The 19,538-nt window shown below is 71.3% G+C and carries 16 protein-coding genes; 9 read left to right on the top strand and 7 right to left on the bottom strand.

The window, feature by feature from the left end:
* Positions 1-268: 268 nt before the first annotated feature.
* The gene (locus tag ACSDR0_RS15170) at positions 269-442 is read right to left on the bottom strand and encodes a hypothetical protein (RefSeq protein ID WP_435289430.1); all 174 of its coding nucleotides are present in this window, start codon (positions 440-442) and stop codon (positions 269-271) included.
* A gap of 122 nt (positions 443-564) precedes the next feature.
* On the opposite strand from ACSDR0_RS15170, the gene ACSDR0_RS15165 reads away from it, so the two are divergent.
* The 9 genes from ACSDR0_RS15165 to ACSDR0_RS15125 all read left to right on the top strand — a co-directional run bounded on the left by ACSDR0_RS15165 (position 565) and on the right by ACSDR0_RS15125 (position 12,357).
* A complete protein-coding gene (locus ACSDR0_RS15165) occupies positions 565-1,842 on the top strand; it encodes an MFS transporter (RefSeq protein WP_435289429.1) in 1,278 nt (425 codons plus the stop codon).
* A gap of 235 nt (positions 1,843-2,077) precedes the next feature.
* A complete protein-coding gene (locus tag ACSDR0_RS15160; protein ID WP_435289428.1) occupies positions 2,078-2,647 on the top strand; it encodes an NADPH-dependent FMN reductase in 570 nt (189 codons plus the stop codon).
* Positions 2,644-3,084: a MarR family winged helix-turn-helix transcriptional regulator gene (locus ACSDR0_RS15155; RefSeq protein ID WP_435289427.1), complete on the top strand. Its 441-nt coding sequence runs from the start codon at positions 2,644-2,646 to the stop codon at positions 3,082-3,084. Before ACSDR0_RS15160 ends, ACSDR0_RS15155 begins: the two co-directional genes overlap by 4 nt.
* A gap of 21 nt (positions 3,085-3,105) precedes the next feature.
* Positions 3,106-3,870, top strand: a complete 765-nt coding sequence (locus tag ACSDR0_RS15150; RefSeq protein WP_435289426.1) for an SDR family NAD(P)-dependent oxidoreductase — start codon at positions 3,106-3,108, stop codon at positions 3,868-3,870.
* A 570-nt stretch (positions 3,871-4,440) separates the two neighbouring features.
* Positions 4,441-7,470 (top strand): aminotransferase class V-fold PLP-dependent enzyme, encoded by a 3,030-nt coding sequence (locus ACSDR0_RS15145; RefSeq protein WP_435289425.1) that lies wholly within the window; start codon positions 4,441-4,443, stop codon positions 7,468-7,470.
* Between the two features lie 6 nt (positions 7,471-7,476).
* The gene (locus tag ACSDR0_RS15140; protein ID WP_435289424.1) at positions 7,477-8,790 is read left to right on the top strand and encodes a cytochrome P450; all 1,314 of its coding nucleotides are present in this window, start codon (positions 7,477-7,479) and stop codon (positions 8,788-8,790) included.
* Positions 8,791-8,796: 6 nt separating this feature from the next.
* On the top strand, positions 8,797-10,269 hold the full coding sequence (locus ACSDR0_RS15135; protein WP_435289423.1) for an anthranilate synthase component I family protein: 1,473 nt from the start codon (positions 8,797-8,799) through the stop codon (positions 10,267-10,269).
* A complete protein-coding gene (locus ACSDR0_RS15130; protein WP_435289422.1) occupies positions 10,266-10,838 on the top strand; it encodes an anthranilate synthase component II in 573 nt (190 codons plus the stop codon). The genes ACSDR0_RS15135 and ACSDR0_RS15130 overlap by 4 nt, the downstream gene beginning before the upstream one ends.
* Before the next feature lie 97 nt (positions 10,839-10,935).
* Positions 10,936-12,357 (top strand): class II 3-deoxy-7-phosphoheptulonate synthase, encoded by a 1,422-nt coding sequence (locus ACSDR0_RS15125; RefSeq protein ID WP_435289421.1) that lies wholly within the window; start codon positions 10,936-10,938, stop codon positions 12,355-12,357.
* Positions 12,358-12,445: 88 nt separating this feature from the next.
* On the opposite strand, the gene ACSDR0_RS15120 is transcribed toward ACSDR0_RS15125, so the two are convergent.
* The 6 genes from ACSDR0_RS15120 to ACSDR0_RS15095 form a co-directional block, all read right to left on the bottom strand.
* Positions 12,446-13,417 (bottom strand): glutathione S-transferase family protein, encoded by a 972-nt coding sequence (locus ACSDR0_RS15120; protein WP_435289465.1) that lies wholly within the window; start codon positions 13,415-13,417, stop codon positions 12,446-12,448.
* An 87-nt stretch (positions 13,418-13,504) separates the two neighbouring features.
* Entirely contained in the window at positions 13,505-14,749 is a 1,245-nt protein-coding gene (locus ACSDR0_RS15115; RefSeq protein WP_435289420.1) for an MFS transporter, read from the bottom strand.
* The gene (locus tag ACSDR0_RS15110) at positions 14,746-16,089 is read right to left on the bottom strand and encodes an NAD-dependent epimerase/dehydratase family protein (RefSeq protein WP_435289419.1); all 1,344 of its coding nucleotides are present in this window, start codon (positions 16,087-16,089) and stop codon (positions 14,746-14,748) included. The genes ACSDR0_RS15115 and ACSDR0_RS15110 overlap by 4 nt, the downstream gene beginning before the upstream one ends.
* Before the next feature lie 185 nt (positions 16,090-16,274).
* The gene (locus ACSDR0_RS15105) at positions 16,275-17,318 is read right to left on the bottom strand and encodes a methyltransferase (protein ID WP_435289418.1); all 1,044 of its coding nucleotides are present in this window, start codon (positions 17,316-17,318) and stop codon (positions 16,275-16,277) included.
* Between the two features lie 89 nt (positions 17,319-17,407).
* The gene (locus ACSDR0_RS15100) at positions 17,408-18,244 is read right to left on the bottom strand and encodes an aldo/keto reductase (protein ID WP_435289417.1); all 837 of its coding nucleotides are present in this window, start codon (positions 18,242-18,244) and stop codon (positions 17,408-17,410) included.
* Positions 18,245-18,276: 32 nt separating this feature from the next.
* Entirely contained in the window at positions 18,277-19,500 is a 1,224-nt protein-coding gene (locus ACSDR0_RS15095; protein ID WP_435289416.1) for an acyl-CoA dehydrogenase family protein, read from the bottom strand.
* Between the last annotated feature and the right edge of the window lie 38 nt (positions 19,501-19,538).

The following is a 19,538-nucleotide window of genomic DNA, read 5'->3' as shown; positions in this document are numbered from 1 at the left end:
GGTAATCATCGAGGTTCGGACGCGCAACAACTGCGCACTCGTCTTTCCGCGGGAGCAGGAGAGCGCCGCTTTGGCGCGCTACGCGCTGAAGATTAAATTTCCTCTGAAGGACCCTCCGGCAGGACGTTCGATCCTGACAGGGAAAGCGGCGGGCGCGTCCCGAGATCATCACCACCGGCTTCATGTCCGACACCATCTCGGTGATGCTCACCAGTGGCAGCGGCGGCCCCCTCGCCGACAAGGGTGCAAGTAGCGATAGATAACGCCATCAAAACGAAAGGGAGCCGAGCTGCTTATCGAAGACGAAGATCCCTGTAAGGTCGTGGTCGGCCATGAAAATCAGTGTTCCATCTGGCCGCAGGATCGTGACAGCCCGCCCGAATAGAACGACGCGGGAAAAGAAGGCACCAAGCGCGAATTCCCGGCCTGGATCGACGAGCACCGGACTGATATACGCCCGTTGAGCCCGCGTCGGCTCACCGAACCGGCCGAGCACGTCACAGGAAACGACAAGTGACCGGAAGGGACCGTGCCCCGCCCCCCGAGCGGAGGAGAGAAGAGGCCATGTCAGCCCCTGATGCCGGCACGGGAGCCGAGGCTGAAGGGACGAGCGCGCTGAGCATGCTGCGCGACAACCCAGGGTTCCTGTCGCTGTGGTCGTCGCGAGTCATCTCCGTCGGCGGTGACACGCTCAGCCTCGTCGCGCTGATGCTTCACGTGGCCGACACGACGGGGCAGGCGATCGCGGTCTCCTTGCTCCTGCTCGTCGGGGATTTCGTTCCTTCCCTGCTCAGCCCGATCGCCGGCGCGATCAGCGACCGCTTCGACCTCAAGCGGGTGATGATCGTCTGCGAGGTCGCCCAGGGCGTGATCCTCCTGCTCATCACGCTCTCGCTGCCGCCGCTGCCTCTGTTGCTGGTACTGGTGGGTCTCCGCGCGATCGCGGGGCAGGTGTTCCTGCCGGCCTCACGGGCGGCGATACCGGGTCTGGTGCGAGACAGGGACTTGGAGACCGCCAACTCCACGCTCGGATTCGGGACCAACGCCGCCGAGGCTCTCGGGCCACTGATCGCAGCGGCGCTGTTCCCCTTCATCGGCGTCCGCGGCGTTCTTCTGGTCGACGCGGCCTCCTTCCTGCTGGCGGGGGCGCTCCTGCTCCGGCTGAAGTCTCTCCCCCCGATCCCCGCCGAGGGCGGCGAGAAGTCCTCGCTCCTGCAGGACGCGAAGTCCGGGCTGGGTTACATCTGGTCGGCCAAGGTGGTGCGGATCATCGCCCTGGGTTTCTGTACCATCGTCGCGTTCAACGGAGTCGACGACGTCGCGCTGGTGCTCCTGGCCAAGGTGACCTTCGCCGCCGGCGACTCGGCGGTGGGATTGCTTCTGGGGGCGGTCGGCATAGGGCTGCTCCTCGGATACGCCCTGATGACCCGTTACAGCACCCGCGTGCCGCTGGTGGTCCTACTGATCGCCGGCTTCGCGGTGAGCAGCGTGGGCAACCTGCTCACCGGGCTGGCCTGGGCCGTCGCGGCCGCGTTCGTCACCCAGTTCGTCCGTGGATTCGGCATCGCGGCGATGGACGTGGCCACCAACACCATGCTGCAGCGGCAGGTCCCGCCGAGGATGCTCGGCAGGGTCTTCGGCAACCTCTACGGAGCCGTCGGGGTGGCCGCCGCGCTGTCCTACGTCGCCGGTGGTTTCCTGCTCGACGCCACCTCCGCGCCGGTGACCCTCATCATCGCGGGCGGCGGCGGCACGCTCGCCACCGTACTCGTCGCGCTGACCCTGCCGGGAGTGCTGCGCAGGAACACCCCTGGCCGGGGCACGGAGAACATCGAGGGCTGACCCTGGCGTTCGGCGCCGGAACGGTTTTATTGCCGACGAAGGCGTCGGACGCACGGCGAAGGGAGTGACGCCGGTGCGCCTCGGACGGACGGGGCCGGCGAACATCGCCCCTGGTACCGAGGCGTTCGAAGTCTTCTACCGGCGTCACTTCGACGCCGTGGCCCGGTTCCTGGCCAGGCGGGCGTAAGGCCCGCGGGTTGCGGCATTTACATAGCCGACTATAAGATAGCCGACTATGGAAATAGTCGACGTATTGGCGATCTGCGGGAGCACCCGGGAGGGATCGCACAACCGGTCGCTCCTTCGAGCCGCGCAGCAGTTGGCGGACGCCCCGTTGCGGGTGGAGGTGTGGGACGACCATGCCCGGGTTCCCCGCCTGGACGCCACCCGCGGCCGACCCTTCCCCCAGGCCGTCGGCGCTCTGCGCGAGCGCGTGGCGGCGGCCGATGTGCTGCTGCTCGTGACACCGGAGCTGAGCCGCGGCATCCCGGGGCAGCTGAAGGACCTCGTCGACTGGCTGTCGATCCTCGCGCCTCCGCGCCCGCTGGCGGGCAAACCGGTGGTGCTGATGAGCGCGTCACCCAACCGGTTCGGCGGGGTCTTCGCCCAGTTGCAGCTCGGCGACATGTTGCGGCGGGTCGGCGCCGAGGTGCTCTCCGACTTCGATGTGGCGGTCGGCTTCGCCCACCGTCACATCGACGCCGACGGAGTTCTGACGGGAGAGGAGGCGCGACACGACATCACCCTGCTGTGGCGGCGCGTCCTCGCCCGCGTCGCGGATGACCGGCAGGCGGTGCCGGCGTGACCGCCGGGCGGCAGGTCGCGGCCGAACAGGGGCCGATCGGTTACGCCCTCGCCGAGGTCACCAGGGCGCACCGCGCCGAGATGCAGCGCCGGATGGCCGAGCTCGGTCTGCACCTGGGCCAGGAGCTTCTCGTCGTCGACCTTCACCACAATCCCGAGACCACCCAGGCTGATCTTGTCCAGCGCATCGGCATCGAACAGCCCACCATCGCCAAAGCGATCACCCGCATGGAACGGGCCGGGTTCGTCGAACGCGCCCCGGACCCCGGCGATCGCCGGGTGACCCGGTTGCGGCTGACCGAACGCGGCGAGGCCGTGGTCGACGCCGTCGTGGCCGCGTGGGCGCAGGTGGAAAGCCAGGCGAGCGCCGGGCTCGGCGAGGCCGACGCCGCGCGTCTCATCCGGCTGCTGCACACCGTCCGCGACAACCTCACCTGACCACCACCCGCAGGAGAACGCATGGAACTCGGACTCGCAGGAAAAGTCGTTCTGGTGACGGGCGCGAGCACGGCCATCGGCAGGGCCACCGCACTGGCCTTCGCCGAGGAGAAGGCACACGTCGCCGTCGGCTACCACACCAACCTCCAGGCCGCGGAGGAGACCGTCGCCATGGCCGAACAGCGCGGAGCCCAGGCGATCGCCTGGCAGCTCGACCTCGGCCGCCCCGACTCGCTACACGCGGCGGTCGAGCACGCCCGCGGCCGGCTCGGGCCGGTCGACGTCCTGGTCAACAACGCCGTCCGCTGGCCGGACTGGCCCGAGCCGGGCGAGCTGTTCGAGACCGCGCCTCCCGAGCGGTTCACCACGTCGGTGACCGCGAACCTGGTCGGTCCCTACCTGCTCGCCCGTGCCGTGCTGGCCGACATGCGGGCGAACGGATGGGGCCGCATCGTCAACGTCTCCACGGGCCTGGTCGAGGACGGCTTCCCCGGCAACGTCTCCTACGTGGCCGCCAAGGCGGGTCTGCACGGCCTGACCCGCGTGATGTCCAGGGAACTCGCCTCCGCCGGCATCCTCACCAATGTCGTCATGCCGGGCTTCACCCCCGCGGACAAACCCATGCCGCAGCACCTGCTCGACAAGGCGGGCGAGGCCGCCGCGACCAAGCGCGTCAGCCACCCCGACGACGCCGCACGCATGATCGTCCACCTGTGCTCGGCCGCCAACACCAACACCACCGGCGAGGCCATCAGGACCGACGGCCACTTCCTCACCCCGGGCTGACCTTTCGGCCCTCGCCGCCGTTCAGCCGCAGCCGCCCTGACCTTCGTCGGTCTCGCGGCCGGGAACGCCGGCTCGCAGACCCTTGAGAACCGTGTGGAAGATGTCGGTGAGCGTGTCGAGCTGATCGCCGGCAGGAGGACACGCTGAGGTCGAGCGACATCCCCACCCGGAACAGCCCCCCGGTCAGGCCGGCTGGAGGTGGCCGATCGGTCAAAGTTCTCCGGGTGCGGCGGGCACGCCGGCACCGGAACCATGCGCACGACACCGCCGCGCAACCGGGCGTCCGCGGCCTTCGGCCGGCGGATACCGCCGTCTCACCCGTCACCGCTCCCGTACGGGCGGTTCCCAAAGGGCTGAGCTGTTCCGAATGGCTCGCGGCGCGTGGTGGCCGGGTCTCTGACCGGGACCCGGGCGTCGTCGTGTGGCCCGCTTTACTCCGTCGTGCTCTCGTCCGTCTCTCGTTCCGCTCCGCGCCGGTACGGAGAGTAAGGCGAGAGGACGGCGAGAGATGCCGCTCATAGCGTCGATCGCAAGCTTTGACAGGAGTCCATCGAACGGGGAGGAGACGCGATGCTGGCAGCCCGGGATTTGCGGGTGACGGTCGTCGGCGCCGGACCGGTCGCTTGTCTGGTGGCGATCGAACTGCGGAAACGATCATTCGAGGTGAACCTCTACGAACGCGGTTCTGACGTGCGCCTGGCCGACGGAGCCCGCGGGCACTCGTTCAACCTGACCCTGACCAGGCGTGGGCTGACCTCCTTGGACGAGCACATCGTGGACATGCTCTATCGCAACGGGGTCGTTCTGCCGCAGCGGGTCATCCACCACGTGGACGGGACGACGTCCTGCCAGCCCTACGGCACCGACCCCGACCTGCATCACCTGCTGTCGATCCCCCGGGGCCTCCTGCACGAGATGCTGCTCGACGAGGCCGAGAAGGCGGGGGCGCGGCTGAACTTCGGGTTCGAGTGCATCGGTGTCGAGCCCGCGTCGGGGTCGGCGACGTTCGTGGACGGCGGCGCGGGGATCGTGCGGACGAGCGCGGACCTGCTGATCGGCTGTGACGGCGCGAACAGCATCGTCCGCCACGAGATGTTCCGGCGCGGAGCGCAAATGCGGATCTCCCAGGACTACGTCGCCGACGGCTTCGTGGAGATCCGCATACCCGCTCTCACCGGCGGCGGCCACGCGCTGCTGGACGCGGCGCGTGACCCGGACCGGCCACGAAACCCCCGGCACGGACTCCACATATGGCCCCGCGGCGAGTTCATGTTGCTGGCCCAGCCGAACGTGGACGGTTCGTACACCGCGGGCCTGTGGATGCCGCTGGTCAGCGAGGAAGGCGCGGACGGCGAGGACGGTGAACGGCTCGGGTGGGATCGGGTGCGTACTCGGCGGGACGTGCGCGAGTTGTTCGAGTCGCACTTCCCGGACGTGGTGGGCCTGGCCTCGTCGTACGCCGAGGACGTGCTCCAGTGGTCACCCGCCCCGCTGAAGACCGTGCGGTGCGACCCCTACCACCACGGCCGCACCGTGCTCATCGGCGACTCGGCGCACACCCTGGTGCCGTTCTTCGGCCAGGGCATCAACTGCAGCTTCGAGGACGTACGGACCTTCTTCTCCATCTTCGACCGTAACCTCACCGAGCACGACGCCGCGACCGCTCTCGCCGCCACGCTGCCCTCCTACACCGAGTGGCGCAGGCCCGCGGGCGACACCATCGCCGACCTGTCGCTCGCGATGGCCTCGGAGCTCAAGGACCGCAGCGGGGACGTCGCGTTCCAGACCCGCAAGCGGCTGGAGAAGGAGCTTCACCTGCGGTATCCCGAGCTGTACGTGCCGCTCTACCACGCCGTGGCGTTCACCGACACCCCCTACCAGGACGCGGTGGCGCGCCACGAGCAACACCGGGCGGTGCTCGACGAGCTGTGCTCGCGCCACGATCCCGCCGACGAGGTGGAGCTGATCATCGCGGCGTACGCGGAGGCGATCGGCCGCGCCACCCACACCCCCGCCCCCACCCCCGGTCCCGCCTCGCAGAACGGGCCGCGGACGGCGGGGGCCGGCCATCTCGTCCCCGCCCCGCGGAGCGGGCACCACGCCGTTCCCGGCCCCAGGACGGAACAGCACGCCGTTCCCGGCCCTCGGGCGGAACAGCGCGCCGCGGTGGCGCCGGGCACGGACCTGCACCTGGACTCGGCGCAGCAGAAGGAACTACTCGACGTCGTGACGGCCCGTCTCATGGACTTCCACGAGGACCTGAGCAAGGGCAACCACCCCGCCTGGTACCGGGTCGCCGCCGCGGAGCCGCCGAAGGCCGAGCAGCAGGCCCCGCGCACCGGCACGGCCGTCGCCACCCTGCTGGACGAGATCTTCGACTCCGCGCTCCCCGACGGGATGATGCACCCCCACCCCGGGTTCATGGCCCACGTGCCCTCGGGCGGGCTGTTCCAGGGGGCCGTCGGCGAGTTCGTGGCCCGCAGCCTCAACCGGTTCGCGGGGGCCTGGGCGGCCGCACCCGGTTTCGCCCGGCTGGAGACCAACGTCATCGACTGGTTCTGCTCGCTGATGGGGTACGGCGAGGGCTCGTTCGGCTACCTGACCACGGGCGGGTCGATCGCGAACTTCATGGCGCTGCGGTGCGCGCTGGAACGCCTCCCCGACCACCAGCACCACCGGGCGGCCGTGTACGTCTCCGGGCAGGGGCACTTCTCGGTGGCCAAGGCCGCGCGGCTGGCGGGCATCGGCGCGGGGGGCCACCGGGCCGTGCCCACCGACGACGCGTACCGCATGGACCTCGTCGCGCTGCGCGAGACGATCGAGCGGGACCTGCGGTACGGCACGCCGCCCGCCTGCGTCGTGGCCACCGCGGGCACCACGAACACCGGCGCGGTGGACGACCTGCGCGCCGTCGCCGCGCTGTGCCGCGAGTACGGTGTCTGGTTCCACGTCGACGCCTGCTTCGGCGGCTTCTTCCGCCTGACCCGGCGCGGACGGGTGCTGCTGGACGGCATCGAGGAGGCCGACTCGATCGCGGTCGACGCGCACAAGTCGCTGTTCCTGCCGCACGGCAGTTCCGCGTTGCTGGTCAGGGACAAGACCACGCTCAAGCAGGCGTTCGCCATTCCGGACGCCGCCTACATCCCGGAGCTGTCGCAGGACGACGACCACCCCGACTTCATGGACTACGGCCCGGAGCTGACCCGCGAGTTCCGCGGCCTCACCGCGTGGCTGCCGATCAAGATGCACGGCATCAACGCCTTCGAGCGGTGCCTCGACGACAGGCTCGACCTCGCCGACGACCTGGCCGGGCGGCTGGCCGCCCTGGACGGGATCGACATCGTCTCGCGGGGGGAGCCGCACCTGCCCACGGTCGCGTTCAAGGTTCGCGTGAACGGCGAGGCCGAGGCCGACCGGCTCACAGAGCGGGCCTGCGAGCTCATCTGCTCCCGAGGCAACATCTACGTGGCGACCTCGGAGCTGCCGCACGAGGGGCACGTGATCCGCGCGTGCGTCATGCACCACCAGACCGACGTCGGCGTCATCGACCAGTTCGTCGAGGACGTCCGCTGGGCCCTGCGCAGGCTCGGAGAGGAGTAGAGGACGATGCTGACCACACCCGTGCGACAGCTTCCCCCCGGCCCGGACGGGCCGGCCGCCGAACAGCTCGCCATGTTCGAACGAGACCCGTTCGGGTGCGTCGAGCGGATGGCCCGGCGTTACGGCGACATGTTCACCCTGCGCCTGGGCGCGCTGGGCAACGACGACCTCACCGAGGTCGAACACGGCGGCGACTGGGTGTTCCTGACCCTGCCGGACCAGCTGAAGGTGATGTACGGCTCGGACGACCGGACCAGTGGCGCCCTGGCCAACAAGGTGTTCTTCGGTACGGAGGAGGAGTCCGTCGGCTACATCGACGGCACCATGCACCGCAGGCGCCGCGCCCAGCTGCACCCCGCCTTCAGCGGCAGCCGCGACTACGCCGCGATCACCGCCGACGCGGTCGACGCGCATGTGGCGCGGTGGCCGCGAGGGGTGCCGTTCGACCTGTTCACCGCGTTGCAGGCGCTGACGAGCGACATCATCGTCGAGGTGGTCTGCGGGGGGATGAGCGCCCCGGACAAGGCCGCCCTCGCGGCGCTGCTGCCTCCCATGGAGAACGCCGCGTGCGGGCGCGAGGAGGTCCTGCGGGCCGACCGGGCCGTCCGCGCCTTCGTCGACGAGCGCCTGCCCGGCCACCTGGACCGCTGCGCGGAGTCGGGCGTGGACGACGTCTTCGCCGCCCTGCTCCGCCACGCCGCCGAGGGCGATGGGGCACTGACCGACGAGGTGGTGCGGGACGAGGTGTTCAGCCTGCTGTACACCGGTTTCTCCACCACGGCCAACACCCTGTCCTGGACGTTCCTGCACGTGCTCGACGACGACCGGGTACGCGCGGAGCTCGGCCGCGAGCTCGGTGACCGCTTCCGCTCCCGGCCGGTGCGCGCCCAGGACTTCCGCGGGCTCGACTACCTCGACGCCACGCTCATGGAGGCGTTGCGGCTGCACCCGGTCTCGGCGCTCAACGGGGTCCGCATGGTCGTCTCGCCGATGCGGATCGGCGACTACGAGCTGCCGCCGGGGACGTTCCTGGTCCACTGCGCGTACCTGCTGCAGCGCGACCCGGACCTCTATTCCGACCCGTCGCTGTTCCGGCCGGAGCGGTTCGTGGACAACTCCGTGGACCCCTACGTGTGGGGCGCGTTCGGCGGGGGTTCCCGCACCTGTGTGGGGCGCGGGTACGCCCGCGCGGAGATGCGGATGATCCTGGCGATGGTGCTGTCCGCGGTCCGCCTGCGCGCGACCGGGCCGATCCCGCCCGCGCGGCAGCAGGGGATCTTCATGGCGCCCGAGCGGACCCGATGCGTTGTCGAGGAGTAAGCCCTGATGACCTTTTCACCCGCGCGTGCCGCCTTCGACCTGGACACCGTGCCCGGTTGCGCCGAGGCCGCGGCCCTGGCGCGCGACTACGCCGTCATCCCGGTGTACCGGGAGTTCCTGGCCGACGCGCTGACCCCGATCACCGTGTTCGACCGGCTCTGCGGGCCGGACGACACCGGATTCCTGCTGGAGAGCGTGCCTGTCAGCGGTGACATCGGCAGATACTCCTACATCGGGCACCGTCCCCGGCTGCTGGACCCGCCGGAGGGCGACCCGCTGGCCGCGCTGCGCGGGATCGCCGCGACGCGGGCCGCCCCGGTGCCGGGGGCGCCGCCGTTCCACGGCGGGGTCGTCGGCTATCTCGGCTATGAGGCCGCGAGCCGTTTCGAGCGCCTGCCGGTTCCCGACGGACCGGCGCCGGGCGTGCCGGAGTCGGCGTTCATGACCGCGGAGGACATGGTGGTGTTCGACCACGCCACCCGCAAACTGCTGGTGCTGACGCTGTTCCGGCCCGACCGCGAGTCCTACGGCGACGCCGTGGAGAGGCTGGATCGCATGGGCCTGCGCCTGCGGGCCGCGACCCCGGCCCCCGGACTCGTCGGCGGGGCCGCACGGTCGCGGCCGAGCGTCGCGCCGGACAGCGACGGCTGGCACTCCAACGTCACCAGGGGGGAGTTCGAGCGGCGGGTCACGCGGGCGCGGGAGTACATCGCCGCGGGTGACGCGTTCCAGATCGTGCTCTCGCAGCGGTTCTCCCGGCCGCTGCGCGTCACCCCGCTGGACCTGTACCGGCACCTGCGCGCGGTGAACCCGTCGCCGTACATGTACCACCTGAGCCTCGGCGGGGGGCGTCACGTCGTGGGCGCCTCCCCGGAGCTGCTGGTGCGCACCGACGGCCGCACCGCCCGCACCAAGCCGCTGGCGGGATCCCGGCCCCGCGGGGCGACCCGGCACGACGACCTGGCCCTGGAGCGGGACCTGCGCGGTGACGCGAAGGAGCGCGCCGAGCACGTCATGCTGGTGGACCTGGGCAGGCACGACATCGGCCGGGTGTGCGCCCCCGGCACCGTGCGCGTGGAGCGTCTGATGGAGGTGGAGCGCTTCTCGCACGTGATGCACCTGTCCTCGACGGTGGCGGGAGAGCTGCTGCCGGAGGCGACCTCCCTGGACGCGCTGCGCTGGGCCTTCCCCGCGGGGACGCTGAGCGGCGCGCCGAAGATCCGCGCCATGGAGATCATCGCCGAGCTGGAGACGGAGCGCCGCGGCGTGTACGGCGGCGCGATCGGTTTCGTCGGCGTCGGCGACACGGCCGACCTCGCCATCGGCCTGCGGACCATGGTGATCGCCGACGACACGGTGTACGTCCAGGCGGGCGCGGGGATCGTGGCCGAGTCGGACCCGACCTCGGAGTATCTGGAGACGCTGCACAAGGCCAACGCGCTGTTCAGCGCGGTACACGAGGCGGAGGCCACGACATGAGCGCGGTTCCCAGGGTCGCGGTGATCGACAACTACGACTCCTTCACCTACAACCTGGTCCATTATCTCGCCGAACTCGGTGCCGCGGTGTCGGTGTTCCGCAACGACGAGACGACGATCGGCGGACTGGCCCGCCACGACATGCTGGTGATCTCTCCCGGCCCCTGCACCCCCGCCGAGGCGGGCCTGTCGGCACCGGCCGCGCGGGCGCTCACCGGCCGGATGCCGGTGCTGGGCGTGTGCCTGGGCCACCAGGGCATCGCCGCGGCGTACGGCGCCGAGGTGGTGCGTACGGCCCCGATGCACGGCAAGGTCTCGGCGATCAGGCACGACGGCACGGGCGTCCTGTCCGGGCTGCCCAACCCGTTCACCGCCACGCGGTACCACTCGCTGGCGGTGGACCACGCGACCCTGCCCGACGAGCTCGTACCCACCGCGTGGACCGACGACGGCGTGCTGATGGGCCTGCGTCACCGGTCGCACCCGACCTTCGGCGTCCAGTTCCACCCGGAGTCCGTGCTCACCCCCATGGGAAAGCAGCTCATGGCGAACTTCCTGGAGAGCGGATGACCGCCCGCGAGGTTCCCGTGGCCGAGGACGGCGATCGCGGCGCGTCACCCGAGAGCGGACGCGATCGCGCAGATCTGGTGAAGGAGTTGTCAGCGGCATGCAGTTGATCGATGTTCCGACCACAGGTGCCCCTCCCCCGCCGTCGGCCCGTACCGGCGCGCACCGGCCGCCGGCCGGCTGGCGTCCGGACTCCTGGCGCGGGCTGCCCATCTCCCAGCAACCCGACTGGGCCGACCGCGACGGGCTGGGCCGCGTCCTCGACGAGATCTCCCAGCTCCCGCCGCTGGTACTGCCCGGCGAGATCGAGGACCTGCGGGCCGGGCTGGCCCGCGTCGCGGACGGCCGCGCCTTCTTCCTGCAGGCGGGCGACTGCGCGGAGCGGTTCAGCTCCTGCATCGAGAACGGGGTACGCGGCAAGCTGCGGCTGATCCTGCAGCTGGCGATCCTGCTGTCCTACGGCTCCGGCCTGCCGGTGGTCAAGGTCGGCCGGATCGCCGGGCAGTTCGGCAAGCCGCGCAGCAGCCCGACCGAGATCGTCGACGGCGTCGAGCTGCCCGTGTACCGGGGCGACATCGTCAACGACACCGCCCCCACCCGAGCCGCCCGCACCCCGGACGTCGAGCGGCTGCGCAGCGCCTACCACCACGCGTCGGCGACGCTGAACGTGCTGCGCGCGCTCCTCCAGGAGGGCTTCGCCGACCTGGAGCAGGTGCACGCCTGGAACCAGGAGTTCGTACGGCGCAACCCGGCGGCCCGGCAGCACGAGGACATCGCCGCGGACATCGCGTGGGCGCTGCGTTTCATGGCCGCGTGCGGCGCGGAGAAGACGGACAGGAACGTGCCGCAGGAGCACCTCTACACCTCGCACGAGGCGCTGCTGCCCGGCTGGGAGGAGGCGCTGACCCGGCCCGACGCCGAGACGGGGGCCTGGTACGGCACCAGCGCCCACATGCTGTGGGTGGGCGACCGGACCCGCCGGCGTGACGGCGCGCACATCGAGTACCTGTCCGGGATCGCGAACCCGATCGGCGTGAAGATCGGGCCGGACGTCACGCCCACCGAACTGCGGCTCCTGTGTGAGCGGCTGGACCCCGGCCACGTGCCCGGCAGGCTGGTGCTGATCAGCAGGCTGGGCGCCGACCGGGTGCTCGACCTGCTTCCGCCACTGGTCCAGGAGATCCACGCCACCGGGCGCCCGGTGGTGTGGGCCTGCGACCCCATGCACGGCAACACCTTCCGCTCGCAGAGCGGTTACAAGACGAGACGGCTGTCGGACATCACCCGCGAGATCGCGGGGTTCTTCGCCGTGCACCGGGCCGCGGGCACCTTCCCCGGCGGCATCCACCTCGAACTGAGCGGCGACGACGTCACCGAGTGCCTCGGCGGGGCGGAGGAGGTGCTCGACACCCACCTCGGGCACCGGTACGAGACCGCGTGCGACCCACGGCTGAACGCCGGCCAGTCCATCGAGCTGGCCTTCGCCGTGGCGGGGTTGCTACGGCAGCACTGCGCGATGTGACCCCCTTGATCCGCCCGGGCTCCGGTCCTTTCCGGAGCCCGGGCCGCTCTGTGACCGGGGCCGCCCCGAAACCGGGGAGATCACCACGTCAGGCCGCGCGTCCCTGGGACGGCACGACCTCCGCGGCGGGCGGCGGGCCGGGCGGGGTGCCGTCCCCGAACGGCCTGCCGCCGAGACCCTCACGGCCGTGCGGGGTGAGCCACCCGGACAGGTCCGGGCCACCGGGCACGATGTGATGGGGATTGTTCTCGTCCAGAACGATGTGATAGTGGCGCTTGATGTGGTCGAAGTCGACCGTGTCACCGAAACCGGGGGTCTGGAACAGGTCGCGGGCGTACGCCCACAGCGCGGGCATCTCCGTCAGCTTCGACCGGTTGCACCGGAAGTGACCGTGGTAGACCACGTCGAAGCGCACCAGCGAGGTGAACAGCCGGATGTCGGCCTCGGTGATCGTGTCGCCGACCAGGTAGCGGCGGGTCCCCAGCCGCTCCTCCAACACGTCCAGGCGGGCGAACAGCGCGTCGTAGGCCCGCGAGTAGGCCTCCTGGGTGGTGGCCATGCCCGCCTCGTACACGCCGACGTTGACGTCGCGGAACACCACCTCGTTCAGCTCGTCGATCTCCGCGCGCAGCGGCCCGGGGTACAGGTCCGGGGCGCCGGGACGGGTGAGGGCCGTCCACTGGGTCGCCAGATCCAGGGTCATCGCGCCGAAGTCGTTGGTGACCAGGCGCCGGGTGGCCACGTCGACCATCGCGGGAACGCTGAACCCGCCGTCGTAGTCCGCGTCGGCGGCCAGATACGCCTCGCTGAGGTAGCGGTAGCCGAGGACGGGGTCCCTGCCGTCCGGGCCGAGGGCGAAGCTCCAGCCCCGGTCGTCCTGGATGGGATCGACGACGGCCAGCGAGATCGCGTCCTCCAGGCCGAGCAGTCTGCGGCTCACCACGGCCCTGCTGGCGAACGGGCAGGCGCGGCTCGCGACCAGGCGGTAGCGGTGCGGTTCCGCGGGCCAGGCGGAGTCCGGATCCGCGGTGATCCGGGCGTCGAAGCGGCTGGGAGACATCACGGATTCGGACTCTGTGTTCAATTCGGCTCCATGGAATCGTGGTCGGTCTCTCCGACGGTGAACTTCCCCGTACGCGCCGGGGCATTACGACTTCGAGGAATCCATGGAGACCGGAATCGGGGCCGCCGGGGTGCGCCGCGACCGCGCCCTGGCGAAGAGCGCCACGGCGGTCGCGACGTTGACCGCGGCCATCGCCAGGCAGAGCAGCGGAAGCCCGCCCAGGGAGAGCAGCGGCCCGGCGAGTCCGAGGCTTCCGGCCGCCGCGGCGGCACCCATGGCGAGCTCGCCGAGCCCCTCCGCGCGGTGGCGCAGCGGCTCGGGCGTCACCTCCACCAGCCACATGCTGCCGCTGACCAGGTGCAGGTTCCAGGACACACCGACCAGCGCCAGCAGCGCCAGGTCGGAGCCGACGCCGCCGCCGAGCACGCCGAAGGCCAGCGAGCCGGTCATGCACAACGCCGCGACCAGCGCCACCGGCCGGGGGCCGAACCGCCTGCACAGCGCCGCGGAGACCGGCGCGAAGGCGAACATCGCGCCGATGTGCAGGGCGGCGAACATCCCGACCGCCTGCAGGTCCCACCCGCCGTGCTGCAGGTGGTTCGGCGCGGAGCCCATGATCGCCACCATTGACAGGTTGCCGGTGCCCAGGACCAGCAGCGGCAGCAGCCGCCCGGACCCGCGTCCGGTGGCCGGGACGTCCGTCGCGGACGCCTCGGGCCCGCCGCCGCCCCCGCGCACCTTGAGCAGGATCAGCGAGGCCAGCGGGAACACCACCACCGCGAGCAGGTGCAGACCCGTCTGCGGGGGCAGGCCCACCGTCTCCGCCACCGCGCCGGTCGGGCCCAGCAGCACGGGACCGAGGACCGCGCCGACGGTGACGGCCGCGACCGCCAGCCCCATCGCCTGCGGGGCACGGTGCTCGTCGACGAGGTCGGTGGCCAGGTACCGGCCGAGCATCACACCGGTGGTGCCCGCGCCCAGGAGCACGGTGCCCACCAGCAGGCTCACCAGCCCCCAGTGCACGGAGAACACGACGATGGCCGCGCCCGCGGTCGCGCAGAGGTTGCAGGCGGCCGGGCCCCACACGCGGCCGAGCCGCCGCATGATCGCGCCCGCGGCGGGACCGGCCAGCGCCGACCCGGTGACCAGCGCGCCCATCGCCGTCGGGCCGTAGGCCGCGGATCCGGTGACCAGCTCGGCGAGCAGGGGGCCCGCGGTGGCGCCCGCGGCCAGCCCGAGCGATCCGACGATCTGGCTCAGGCACAGCAGCAGGACCGTCCTGGGCAGGCGGGCCCGCGCCGGGGTGTTCGGGGTGTCTGAGGTGTTCATCGCGCCGCCCACCACCTGACGCGGTCGTTGACCATGAGGTCCGTCGCCGTCATGTGCTTGCGATGGGGTTCGCTCAGGTGCGCGACGCGGCGTACGACGGACCGCGGCGTCTGCGCCAGGCCGGCCTCCAGCAGGGTGCGCGCGAACCGGTCGAACGCGTCGGCCATGTCGTGTTCCCGGGGGCCCAGGCAGAGGCCGTCGAGATGGTCGAGCTGCCGTACGGCCGCCGCGGGCAGCCGGAACCGGCAGGCCACCACGTCGACGTCCGGCGAGATCGACCGCTCGGCGCCGGACGCCTCAAAGGCGTTGAACAGCGGGCTGATCCCGTTGAGACCCGCCTGGCCCGTCAGATCCGGGCAGTGCTGGGGCGGTCTGCCCGTCACGTCGTCGGCGATGCGCATCGCCGTCACCCCTTCCTCTCTCATCACCCCGACCGCCAGGTCCAGGGAGGTCGCCGGCAGGGCCAGGTCGCGGACGGCGTGTACGGCCGCCGCGCCGGTACGGACGCCGGTCGCCGCCACCAGCAGCAGCTGCGCGGCCTCCCGGGCGGACTGCAGGTGGAATCGCCGGGTCGGGGCCGGCAGCCACAGCACCGTCCCCTCACGGCACGAGCGGCGGAACCGGCACAGCAGCGGTGAGTCGTCGGCGACGTGCGCGAGACGCGCGATGACGGCGTTCACCCGCCCCCGCGCCGCGGCGTCGGCGACGATCAGTTCGATGGCCCGCTTGCTGGCCGACCGGGCGTCGTGGGCGTAGAGCAGCAGGGACTCCTCGGTGGAGGCGACGACCAGGATGCCGACCCGCGCCGCGGCGCAGGCGTCCACGACGTGGCGGGTGCCCAGCACGTCGGTGCACACCGAGTCGTGGGTGTCGTGCTCGGCCGTTCCCGTGACGGGTCGCGCGGCCAGGTGGAAGACGATGTCGGGGCGGACGTCGGCGATCAGGCGGGACACCCGCTCCCGGTCGCGGACGTCGAGGGCGCGGTGCTCGGCGCCGTCCACCGAGGCGTCCGGCGAGAGACCGGCCGTCAGCAGCCTGCCCGGCCCCAGGCCCGCCAGCCCGGCGACCAGCGCGCCGCCGATACGCCCCTCGGACCCGATGACCAGCACGGTACGACCGCCGACCAGGTCGCGTACCCGCCGGTGCGGCACGTCCACGTCCCGTCCGGCCGCCGCGACGACGTGCCGGTAGCGCGCGTCACCCGCCGGGTACGTCGCGGCCAGCTCGGCGGTCAGCTCCCGCAGCCTGCGCAGGGCGGCGTGGTCCAGCGCGCGGCGCCAGGCGGGGGCGATGGCGCGGATCTCGTCGAGGATCCCCTCGACACGCCGTGCGGCACTCATCTCGATGACTCCTGTACGGCAGGACCGGTTCGGGTGCTTCCGACGCTAATCCGGCGTGTTCTCGCTCCGCTCTCCGCGACGGAGAGCCCGGCCGGAGGGCGCGGATCTCCGCGACGGGGAGCCCGGAGCTCCGCGACGAAGGGTCCGGACGGGGCCCGGGTGGACGGCCCGTCCGGATTCCGCTCTCACCCCGCGGTGGGGGTTCGTTTGACCCCGCTGATCACCCCGTGCGGGGTCCAGGTCTCCCCGGGGAGCCTGCGCACCTCGTCGAAACCCGTCTCGCGCATCCACCGCTCGTAGTGGCTCCAGCTGTAGATCATGCTGCGCGGTGCGGTGAGCGTGGCGAAGTAGGCGTTGTCCAGCGCCGAGTAGAGCGGGCCTTCGCCGGTGTCGCCGGACATCACGTTGAACACCATGACCCTGCCGCCCTCGGGCAGCGCCTCGTGCGCCTTGCGCAGCAGGCCGAGGTTCTGCTCCGGGGACCAGATGACCAGCTGGTTGGCGAACAGCACCGCGTCGTGGCCCTGAGGGTACGGGTCGTTGAAGATGTCGCCCACCCGCACGTCGATGCGGTCGCTCAGGCCGTTGTCGGCGATCTTGCGCCGGGCGATGTCCACCGCGCCCGGCAGGTCGAGCACGGTGAACTCGACCCCGGGGTTGGCGTGGGCCAGCTCGATCGCGTTGACCCCGTCGCCGCCGCCGACGTCGAGCACCCGGCGCACCCCGGTGAGGTCCGCCTTGGCGACCAGGACCGGGTTGGACAGCAGCGACCACGACCGCATGCAGCGGTAGAACAGCTGCTCCAGCTCCGGCGTCTCGGGCAGCCGGTGGTACAGGTCGTCGCCCGTCCCGGCGAACCGCTCCAGCCCGGCGTTGGTGTTCTCCCGCAGTGACTCGACGAGATCGGCCAGCGGAAGATAGACGAGCCTGGCCTGGAAGGCGACGATGTCGGCCAGAACCTCCCAGGAGCCGTCCTCGAACATCTCCTGGATCACCGCGCAGTTGCGGTAGCGCCCGCCGGTCACCTCGGTGAGCCCGAGAGCGGTGGCGCCGAGCAGCAGGATCTCCGTCGGCCGCGGATCCAGCCCGAGCGCGTCGCCGACGTCCGCCGCGGCCAGCTCCCCCTTGTCGCGCAGCAGGGCGAACAGGCCCAGCTCGCAGCCCGCGTTGAGCATCTGGAACGCCGCCGCCCCGAACAGCGGGCCGACGAGATCCTCACGTGATCGCACCTTCTGCGGGCCGTGAGGGTTTTGAGGGTTCTCAGGGGACTTCTCAGGGGACACCGCGCTCTCCTCCCGTGTCCTCGCGCGTGGGGCCGTCACGACACGTCGAACAGCGTGCCGGGGACGGGATGGCATCTCTGCTCGGCGCCCAGGTCGTCCAGCCGCGCCATCTGGGACTCGTCGAGGGCGAAGTCGAACACCTGGATGTTGGCGCGGATGCGCTCGGGCTTGGCCGACTTCGGGATGACGACGATGTCGTGCTGCAGATGCCACCGCAGCACGATCTGCGCGGGAGTCCGGTCGCACTCCCGGGCGATCTCCACCGCCGTGGGGTGCTGGAGCAGCCCCTGGTCGCGGCCGATGGGGCTCCAGGCCTGCGTCACGATGCCGCGTTCGGCGTGGGCCGCGCGCAGCTCGTGCTGCGGGTACAGGGGGTGCAGCTCGATCTGGTTGATCGCGGGGACCACGGAACACTCCTCCGCCAGCCGGTCGAGCTCGGCGACGCCGAAGTTCGACACGCCGATCGACCGGACGCGGCCGTCGGCCTGCAACCTCTCGAACGCCCGCCAGCTGTCCACGTACCGGTTCAGCGCGGGGCGCGGGAAGTGGATCAGGTAGAGGTCGAGGTAGTCGAGGCCGAGCTTGGCCATGCTCTCGTCGAAGGCCCGCATGGTCTCGTCGTAGCCGTGGGCGTCGTTCCACAGCTTGGTGGTGACAAAGAAGTCCTCGCGCGGGATCTCGCTGTTGGCGATCGCCTTTCCGACGCCGGCCTCGTTCTGGTAGGCGGCGGCGGTGTCGACCAGGCGGTAGCCCTCTTCGATCGCCGTCGTCATCGGCTCCACCACCTGGTCGGCGGGGATGAGGAACACCCCGTACCCCAGCCGCGGAATGGACACGCCATCGTTGAGGAGCACGTGCGGGATCGTGGTCACGGCAGTTCGTCCTTCCTGTTCGGGGGCCGCGGTCAGGAGTAGCGGCCTGGCTCGGGCACCTCGTCCAGCAGCTGGTACAGGCCGACCTCGCGGCGCTGGTAGGCCACCGGGTGATGCAGCGTGTGGGTGCGGGCGTTGCGCCAGAAGCGGTCGAAGCCGAACCGGTTCGCGGTGGAGCGGGCCCCGGTGACCTCGAAGATCCGTGAGGTGACCTCGAGCGCCACCTCGTCGGCCCGCGCCTTGACCGCCGCGGTCCGCACCTTGTACTCGCCGCGTATCCGGGGGGTGACCGAGTCGGGGTCGCGGTGGAGTGCCATGCCCTCCTCGGCGACCTGGTCGGCCAGAGCCTCGGCCGCCCAGAGCTTGGCGGTCAGGTCGCCGATGGTGTCCTGGACGCGGGGCTCGTCGACGGTGCGCTCGTACCCACCCCAGCCCCGGCCCGTCTGGGTGTACTCGATCGCGGCGCGCAGCGCGCCCCCGGCCACGCCCAGCCAGATGTTGCAGAACAGGAGCTGGCCGGTCGGCACGTTCGTGGTCGCGTAGGTGCGGGGGCTGAACACCTTGTCCCGGTAGCCCAGCGCGTCCTCCCAGGGCACCCGGACGTCGCGGATGGTGATCCCTCCGCTCTCGGTCAGGCGCTGGCCCATGTTGTCCCAGTTGTTGTGGTGGATGATGCCCGGCTGGTCGGTGGGCACGACGGCCAGCACGTGGTCCTTGCCGTTCAGCACCCCTTCCAGCACCGTGTGGTCGGAGACCTTCACCCCGGTGCAGAAGTGCTTGCTGCCGTTGAAGACCAGGTGGTCGCCCTCGTCGGTGGCGACCACGTCGGCGTCGCGCGGGTTGAGGGCGCACCCGAAGAACCAGTTGCCCCGGGTGGCCTCGATCTCCAGCCGCCGGATCTGCTCCTCGGTGCCCAGCCACCGGGGCAGCCAGCACCACGTGTAGTGGTCGCCCAGCAGCTGGCCGATCGACCCGTCCGCCGAGGCGACCGCCCGTACGACCCGGTAGGCCGTCGGCCATTCCTGACCGGCGCCGCCGTGCTCCACGGGACCGAAGATCGGTACCAGTCCCGACTCCTTGAGGATCTGGATCTCCTCGTGCGGCGTCTGGTTGGCGCGGTCGCGTTCGGCCGCGCCGACGCTCAGCACGTCGGCCACCTCCCGGGCGCGGTCGATCCAGCCCGTCGGCGTGTCCGGCCTGGCCGACCAGTCAGGCCGGGGTATGGCCCCCGCGGGGGCGGGCGTCGTGATGGTCACGTTCTCTCCTTGGGGTCTCAGGGGGGCGGGGCGTCGAG

Origin of the sequence: Streptosporangium sp. G11 (assembly GCF_051192615.1) — a bacterium.
GTDB lineage: Bacteria > Actinomycetota > Actinomycetes > Streptosporangiales > Streptosporangiaceae > Streptosporangium.
This window is presented reverse-complemented; position numbering and strand designations above follow the sequence as displayed.